This is a genomic window from Thermodesulfovibrionales bacterium (genome assembly GCA_035622735.1).
Taxonomy (GTDB): domain Bacteria; phylum Nitrospirota; class Thermodesulfovibrionia; order Thermodesulfovibrionales; family UBA9159; genus DASPUT01.
In genome coordinates this window covers 1-7,724 of sequence record DASPUT010000021.1, presented here as the reverse complement: position 1 = coordinate 7,724, position 7,724 = coordinate 1, and the positions used below count along the sequence as shown (strand labels likewise).

The window sequence follows — 7,724 nt, the reverse complement described above, 5'->3', positions numbered from 1 at the left end:
GGCATCTTCCGCCCTTCAGCCACGGCCTGTATAAACTGATCATGCACGTCGTCAAGAACATTCTGGAGTATTATTCTCTCCTCTGACCCAATGCCCCTGAATACTGACGCCATGTCCTTGTGCCGACCGCTCTTGATTACTTCGGTCTTTACCCCGACCTTGCTCATGAGCCCTTCGATATTCGGTATCTCCATGATGACCCCGATGGAACCGGTGAGGGTGCCGGGATTCGCGACAATCCGAGAAGCCGGCGCGGAAATATAGTATCCCCCGGAAGCAGCAACGGAACCCATCGAAACAACGACTTTCTTCTTCGCCGCAGCCTTTCTCACTTCCTCGTATATCTCCTGTGAGGGAGCAACCGCTCCCCCGGGGCTGTCTACTCTCAGAATAATCGCCCGTATCGACTGGTTCTTCGCGTAATCGGTAATTTCATCGACGGCGGTTTTCGAATCAAGAATAGGACCTTCAATGCGGACAACGCCGATCTTTTCCCCGAGGGGCACACTCCTCTGGAAAAGGGCGATCGCAGCGCTCACGGCAAGGAGGATGACGAGGAGGAGAAGCAAAAAAATGAAGACCTTCTTCATGCCTTTTCACCCTTCACGTGCTTCATGCTGAGGCCGATCTTTCTCTCCTCCGTATCGATCTTTATTATCCTCGACATCACCTCTTCTCCCTCCTGAAAGGGCTCTTCCCCCTTCACGACTTCCGATGAGTATATCAGACCCTCCACGCCTCCCTCAATCTCCACGAAGATACCGAAATCCGTGAGCTTCAGGATTCGACACCTGACCTCATCTCCGAGCTTGAACCTCTCCGGTATCTCCGCTATCCACGGATCGGGCGAAAGCTGCTTCAGGCCAAGGGATATCCGCTCCTTTTCAGGCTCAAGACTCAGGATGACCGCATCGATCTTCTGGCCTTTCTTGAGAACCTCGGAGGGATGTTTTATATGCTTTGTCCAAGATATGTCGGATATATGGATCAGACCATCCACCCCTTCGGGAAGACCGACAAAGACACCGAACTCGGTGATCGACCTGATCTTCCCGGATACCTTCTGTCCGACCGCATACTGCTGAGACACGATCTCCCAGGGGCTCTGCTTCAGCTGCTTGATGCTCAGGGAGAGCCGGCGTTCTTCCCTATCCGCCTTGATGACCACAGCCTCGACGGTCTCGCCGATGGAGAGATATTTCGACGGGTGTTTCGGCCGAGGCGACCAGTCGATCTCCGATACATGCACAAGCCCCTCGACACCCTCCTCAAGCTCTATGAAAGCACCGTAATCGGCTATGCTCACGACTTTCCCCTGCAGTCTCTTGCCGACGGGGTATTTCTCAGCCACGGTCAACCACGGATCAGCCATCTTCTGTTTATAGCCGAGCGTCACCCGCTCCTGCCCCTCATCGTATTTCAGGATGATCACCTCTATCGTTTCACCGACCGCAAAGAATTCGGACGGATGGGTTATCCTTCCCCACGATATGTCGGATATGTGGAGCAGACCATCGATCCCGCCGAGGTCCACGAAAACACCGTAATCGGTAATATTCTTTACGACACCTTCGAGGAGCGCTCCTTCCTTGAGTTTCGGGAGGGTCTCTATCTTCTTCTTCTGCCTCTCTTCCTCGATGGCAGCCCGGCGAGAGACGATGATGTTGGAACGCTTGTTGTTCACCTTGAGCACCTTGAAATCCATCATCCTTCCGATGAGCGAGTCCGGATCCTTCACGGTCTTGCTGTCAATCTGCGAACTCGGCAGGAAAGCCTTCACGCCCATAATCTCGACCGTGAGACCGCCCTTCGTCTTACCCCTGATGGCCCCCTGCACCTTCGTCCCCTTTTCGTACGCCGATTCCAAAACGTCCCACGTCTTGATCTTTGAAGCCGTATCCTTCGAAAGGATTATGATACCGTCCGTATCGTGCATATTGACAACGTATACGTCGATCATGTCACCGGGCATGAGTGCTGAAAACTCCTCCGGAGAGAATTCTTCGGCCGGGATAAAACCGTCAGACTTATACCCGATGTCGACGATCACGCCATCCTGCTTCACCGCGATGACCCTGCCGGCGAGTATCGATCCCTCCCGGATTTGACGAAAAGTCTCGGCGTAGATTCTTTCCATCTCGTTGTTTTCGCGTTCCATTCCCCTATCTTCCTCCTCTATCCTTAATTCTATCTTTCACTGCTTCGATTATCCAGTCAGGCGTGGACGCACCGGCGGTAATTCCTACTTTCTGAACGCCCTGGAACCATCGCCCGTCGAGTTCGTCGGCAGTCTCTATATGGTAGGTCCTGATCGGTATGGACAGACAGAGGTTCGCGAGCTGCGTCGTGTTGGCACTATTCCTTCCCCCCACGACGATCATCACGTCAACCTTCCTCGCCATTTCCTCCGTCTCCTTCAACCTCAGGGCCGTCGAATTGCAAATGGTATTATAAACTTTTATCTCCTTAGATTGCTCGATAATCCTCGATACCAGCTTCTTCAGCGCGTCTACCGGCTGGGTCGTCTGGACGACGACACCGACCTTGTTTCTCAGGGCCGGTAATTCCTCCCGGCCATCCGTCACGAGGGTGCCTTCACCTGCGTAACTCATGAGACCCTTCACCTCGGGATGCTCCCTGTCACCGAGGATGACGACCTGGTACCCGCCTTCCTGCAGGAGTTCGGCATACTGCTGGGCCTTTTTCACGAAAGGACAGGTGGCGTCGATAACTTCATACCCCTGGCGCACCGCCTTTTCCATGAGGTGAAGGGGCATGCCGTGCGTCCGTATAATGAGCGCCTTAATGGCGTCATGGAAGATGTCATCGGTGGGGAAAATGCCCTTTTCCCTGAGCTTCTCGATGACCTGCGGATTATGGATAAGGGGACCGAACGTATAAATGCCCTCACGCTGCTTCTCGGCTATGGCGAAAGTCCTGTCGATAGCCTTCTTCACGCCGAAACAGAACCCGGCAGTCTTTGCAACGAGTATCTCCATGATCACCCGGAAGTGAGGGACCTATGCCCTCCCGGCGCTCCCGTCCGTCCTCTCCTCAAACCCTCGATGACCTTCATGATGTCCTGAGTAATCCCCTCATGATAAACCCTCCCTGTCCCGCGTCTGCTCACCTCGACAGGATCACCGAATGTGACCCTGATCTTCGCCGGTCTGACACAGCGCGCTCCGACAGGCAGCGCTCGCTCTGTTCCGTCTAAGAGCACCGGAACGATCCGGGAACCGCTCATAGCGGCTATCATCCCCACACCCCTCTTGGCATCCAGTCGACTTCCGTCGGCGCTCAGGCCTCCCTCGGGGAAGATGACAACGAGCCCTCCGCTCTTTAGTCTGTCCAGCGCTTCCCTGAAAGTGGAGGGCCTGGGCCGGCCCCTTCTTACGGGAAACGAGAATGTCCGGACGAACGCTCCGATCACCGGTACCCCGAACAGGCTCTCCTTTGCCATAAATGTCGGTCTCCTCTTCAGCGAGACGAGGATGACCAGGGGATCGAGATAGCTGAGATGATTTGCAGCGAGGACAACAGATCCCTTCGAAGGGATCTTATCAGGGTTCACTACCTCGATCCTGCACACTATCGTAAAAAAAATCCGGAGAACAGCTCTCCCCGTCCTATAGAAGAAGTCCCTCAAGACTCCGACCTTATATGGCTCAGGATAGCATCGAGAACCTGCTCGATACCCTTGTCCGTCGTATTTATTATAATAGCATCCTCAGCCTTCCTAAGGGGAGCGATGCTCCTTCCCTGATCCCTCGTATCCCGCAGGACGACATCTTTTTCGGCTTCCTCCTCGGTGATAACGAGCCCCGTCTCCTTCATCTGTTTAAACCGCCTCCTCGTCCTCTCGCCTATCGAGGCATCGAGATAGAACTTCCTCCAGGCAGCGGGAAAGACGACCGTCGTCGTGTCGCGGCCTTCGACAACCACGTCCTGGTCCACGGCCGCATTCCTCTGCACTTCGAGGAGAAAATCCCTCACCGCCTTTCGAGCCGAAAACACGGAGGAATAATGTCCCACCTCCGGTGTCCTGATTTCGTCGGAAACGTCCCGTTCATGGAGAAAGACCCTTCCGCCCTTGAACCGTATCCTCGAGGCATCCAACTCCCTGATTAATGCCTCGTCGTCATCTTCCGGTTTCACCCCCCGTTCGAGAAGAAACAGTGCCGCAGCCCTGTATAACGCGCCCGTATCGAGGTAACCGAACCCGAGAAGCCGGGCAAGGGTACGGGCTATCGTGCTTTTTCCCGCACCCGACGGACCGTCTATGGCGATAACCTTACCCACAGGCGATACCCGGCAGTGTACCGGTAGTCATACGCAAAGCCGCCATGGTCTGACATCCGTCATCCCCTACTCAGCCTCTTCAGCTCGTCAAAGAACCCGGGGAAAGATATGTCAACGGAGGATGCGTTCCTGATCTTCGTCGTTCCCTCTGCTATCAATGCTGCCACGGCGAGGGACATGGCTATCCTGTGGTCGCCGTAACTCTCCGCATCGGAACCCTTCAAGACGGCCTTCCCCTTTATTGCGATGCCGTCGGGATACTCTTCCGTCTCTACGCCGAACTTTCGCAACTCCTCTGCCATCGTCTTTATCCTGTCCGATTCCTTTACCCGCAGCTCTTCGGCTCCCCGTATCTCCGTAATACCCTCCGCCTGCGTCGCCAGGACACAGAGAACGGGGAATTCGTCTATGAGGGAAGGGACGCGTTCTTTCCCGATACATATCCCCTTCATATGGTTCGAGGTTCTGCACCAGATGTCCGCGACCGGTTCGCCCGAAACTGTTCCGGCATCGACCAGTTCGACTTCCGCGCCCATCTCCCTTATCACATCCATAAATCCGGTTCTCGTAGGGTTTACTCCGACGCCTTTAACGCAAATCTCCGATTCAGGGATGATGAGGGCAGCGGCAATGAAGAAGGCTGCAGACGAAAAATCAGAGGGTACCGTCAGTTCGCATCCGCTCAGTCTTGAGCCGCCCCTGATCTTTACCGTGAGTCCGGCAACATCAATGTCTGCGCCCATCGCTCCGAGCATCCTCTCGGTGTGGTCACGTGATTTATACGGCTCTTTTACGGAAGTGATGCCATCTGCATAGAGCCCTGCCAAGACCAAACAGGACTTCACCTGAGCCGAGGCAACGGGCATCGTATAGTCCACCGGTTTCAGCGCCTTTCCCCGGATGGCGATCGGGGCGTATCTGTCATTACCCCTTCCCGAGATATCCGCATGCATCTCCTTCAGAGGTTCAATGACCCTTGCCATCGGTCTCTGCCTCAATGAATCATCGCCGGTGAGGACCGAGAAAAAGGGATTGCCGGAGAGTATTCCCGATAGAAGCCTCATGGTGGTACCCGAATTACCGCAGTCCAGCACATCAGGGGATTCCTTGAGCCCGTACAATCCCTTCCCCTGAATCACGAGTTCGCCGCTCGCTGCTTCTCCCATCTCGACGCCGAGCATCTTGAGGGCGCGAACGGTGCTGAGGGGATCGGCCGCTCTCAGAAAATTTCTCACGGTACTCTTGCCCTCGGCGAGAGACGCGAACAGCACCGCCCTGTGAGAGACGGATTTATCGAATGGGGGGATTATCTCTCCCCTCAAGCCTTTCACCTTCCTCAACGCAACGGTCTCCATGGAGATGATCTATATCCCCTGCGCGGAATTTCGGGGACCGGAATGTTCCGCATGCTCCCGCCGCTCTTCGCCGGAGAGACCCATCCTCAGCTGTCTTGCCTCTGAAAACTCCTTCTCGATCCCCGCCGCGTCCCCGGAGGCGAGCATCGTCTCAAGCCTGTCGAGATTGTCTTTCAACGCCTTCATGAGTTTGATCAGGTTGTCTCTATTGAGGACAGTTATATCTCTCCAGATCTCGGGAATGCTGAGGGCTATCCTCGTCGTATCCTTAAACCCGGGCCCGGCGTATTCTATGCAGGCGGAGTCGAAGGCATGCACGGTATTGACTAGGGCATAGGCCATGATATGGGGCAAGTGGCTCACGGCGGCATAAATCTCGTCATGCCGGAAGGGGTCCATGTATTCAACCTTGCTCCCGATTCCTTTCCAGAGCGCCGAAACCGCCTGCAGGCTCTCCGCATGAGAATGTTCAGTAGGGGTGATGATGCACCGGGCATTGCTGAAAAGGTCGGCCCGCGCATCATCGATGCCCGATCTTTCACTGCCGGCAATGGGATGGGATCCGATATAATGGGTCCCCTCGGGCACGGAAGACTCCAGTTCATATACGAGTCTGCCCTTCACGCTGCCCACATCGGTCACTATGGTGCCCTTCTTCAGCCTGGAACTGATCGCATTACCGATATCTTTGAACATGCCAACGGGTGTAGCGAGGACAACGAGGTCCGCATCTTCAGACGCTTTCCCGGCATCCATACGGTAGTCATCGATTATTCGCAGCGCCTTTGCGCGTTTAAGATTCTCCTCGCTCCTCCCGAAGCCGCATATGGTTTTACAGAAGGACCTTTCCCGCAGGGCACGCGCAAATGACGCTCCGACTAGCCCTACACCGAGAATTGCTACACGAGAAAAGAACATCGGCTGGCTATATCTCCCTGCCGACCGCAGCGGCTATCGGCTTCAGCTCAGCCATCAATGTCCTGAAGGCATCCGGCTTCAGGGACTGTTCCCCGTCTGACATCGCCTCTTCAGGGTTTGCATGCACCTCAATGAGAAGACCGTCAGCCCCTGCAGCCACGGCCGCCTTTGCCATAGGCGCAACAAGGTCCCATTTCCCGACTCCATGACTGGGATCGACAACGACAGGCAGGTGGGTGAGCGCCTTTAAGACCGGGACTGCGCTCAGATCGAGCGTATTCCGCGTCGCGGTCTCGAACGTCCTGATGCCTCTTTCGCAAAGGATAACCTCATGGTTGCCCTTTGACATAATATATTCGGCCGACATGAGCCATTCCTTAATCGTGGAAGAGAGGCCTCGCTTCAAAAGGACCGGCTTCTTCACCGTGCCGACCTCGAGGAGGAGCCTGAAGTTCTGCATATTCCGCGCGCCGATCTGGATGATATCGGTATACCTGACCATGACATCGAGGTCCCTCGGGTCCATGAGTTCCGTCACGATCGGGAGGCCGGTCTTTGCCCGTGCATCTGCCAGATACTGGAGTCCCTCTTCACCGAGTCCCTGAAAGGCGTAGGGGGATGTCCGCGGCTTGTATGCGCCGCCCCTGATGAAAAGGGCACCCGCCTCTTTCACCTCTTCCGCGATGCTCACGATCATCGTCTTGTTCTCCACGGAACAGGGCCCTGCGATAACGGGAATCTTCTTTCCCCCGATCGCTCTTCCCCTGACATCGATGACGGTGTTGTCGGACTTGAACTCCCTGCTCGCCAGCTTGAAGGGCTTGATGATGCGCATCACATTCTCGACACCGGTCATCGCACGGATGGCGTCTTCCTCGTCCTCCGTGACCTTCGAAGTGTCGCCGATGACCCCGATGATCGTCCGTTCCGTGCCCCTCGACACGTTCGCCTGGAGCCCCTTGCTCTCTAATTTCTTAACCAGGTGCCGTAACGCTTCTTCTGTTGCGCCGGGCTTTAATACAATAATGTCCATATATCCTCCCTCACGAAAAGTGTCAGAGTAACAGCATTTTTACGAACGATCAATGTGATGCCGTCCCCCGAGAGTTATCTTGTATCATGCTCATCATCAGCGATTCCCGTATTTGG

8 protein-coding genes are annotated in these 7,724 nt (G+C 55.2%); all 8 read right to left on the bottom strand.

What is annotated here, in order from left to right; genetic code table 11:
- On the bottom strand, positions 1–590 hold a 590-nt coding region (gene sppA / locus VEI96_00830; protein HXX56526.1), incomplete at its 3' end, for a signal peptide peptidase SppA.
- The gene (gene rpsA / locus VEI96_00825; GenBank protein HXX56525.1) at positions 587–2,158 is read right to left on the bottom strand and encodes a 30S ribosomal protein S1; all 1,572 of its coding nucleotides are present in this window, start codon (positions 2,156–2,158) and stop codon (positions 587–589) included. The genes sppA and rpsA, both read right to left, overlap by 4 nt.
- A gap of 4 nt (positions 2,159–2,162) precedes the next feature.
- Positions 2,163–2,999, bottom strand: coding sequence for a 4-hydroxy-3-methylbut-2-enyl diphosphate reductase (locus tag VEI96_00820; GenBank protein HXX56524.1), 837 nt, complete (start codon positions 2,997–2,999; stop codon positions 2,163–2,165).
- Between the two features lie 2 nt (positions 3,000–3,001).
- A complete protein-coding gene (locus VEI96_00815) occupies positions 3,002–3,574 on the bottom strand; it encodes a lysophospholipid acyltransferase family protein (GenBank protein HXX56523.1) in 573 nt (190 codons plus the stop codon).
- A gap of 71 nt (positions 3,575–3,645) precedes the next feature.
- Positions 3,646–4,302, bottom strand: coding sequence for a (d)CMP kinase (gene cmk / locus VEI96_00810; GenBank protein ID HXX56522.1), 657 nt, complete (start codon positions 4,300–4,302; stop codon positions 3,646–3,648).
- 59 nt (positions 4,303–4,361) lie between these two features.
- Complete coding sequence (gene aroA, locus VEI96_00805; protein HXX56521.1) at positions 4,362–5,633, bottom strand: 3-phosphoshikimate 1-carboxyvinyltransferase; 1,272 nt, start codon at positions 5,631–5,633, stop codon at positions 4,362–4,364.
- Positions 5,634–5,666: 33 nt separating this feature from the next.
- On the bottom strand, positions 5,667–6,575 hold the full coding sequence (locus tag VEI96_00800) for a prephenate dehydrogenase/arogenate dehydrogenase family protein (protein ID HXX56520.1): 909 nt from the start codon (positions 6,573–6,575) through the stop codon (positions 5,667–5,669).
- Positions 6,576–6,582: 7 nt separating this feature from the next.
- Complete coding sequence (aroF, locus tag VEI96_00795) at positions 6,583–7,608, bottom strand: 3-deoxy-7-phosphoheptulonate synthase (protein HXX56519.1); 1,026 nt, start codon at positions 7,606–7,608, stop codon at positions 6,583–6,585.
- Positions 7,609–7,724 lie beyond the last annotated feature (116 nt).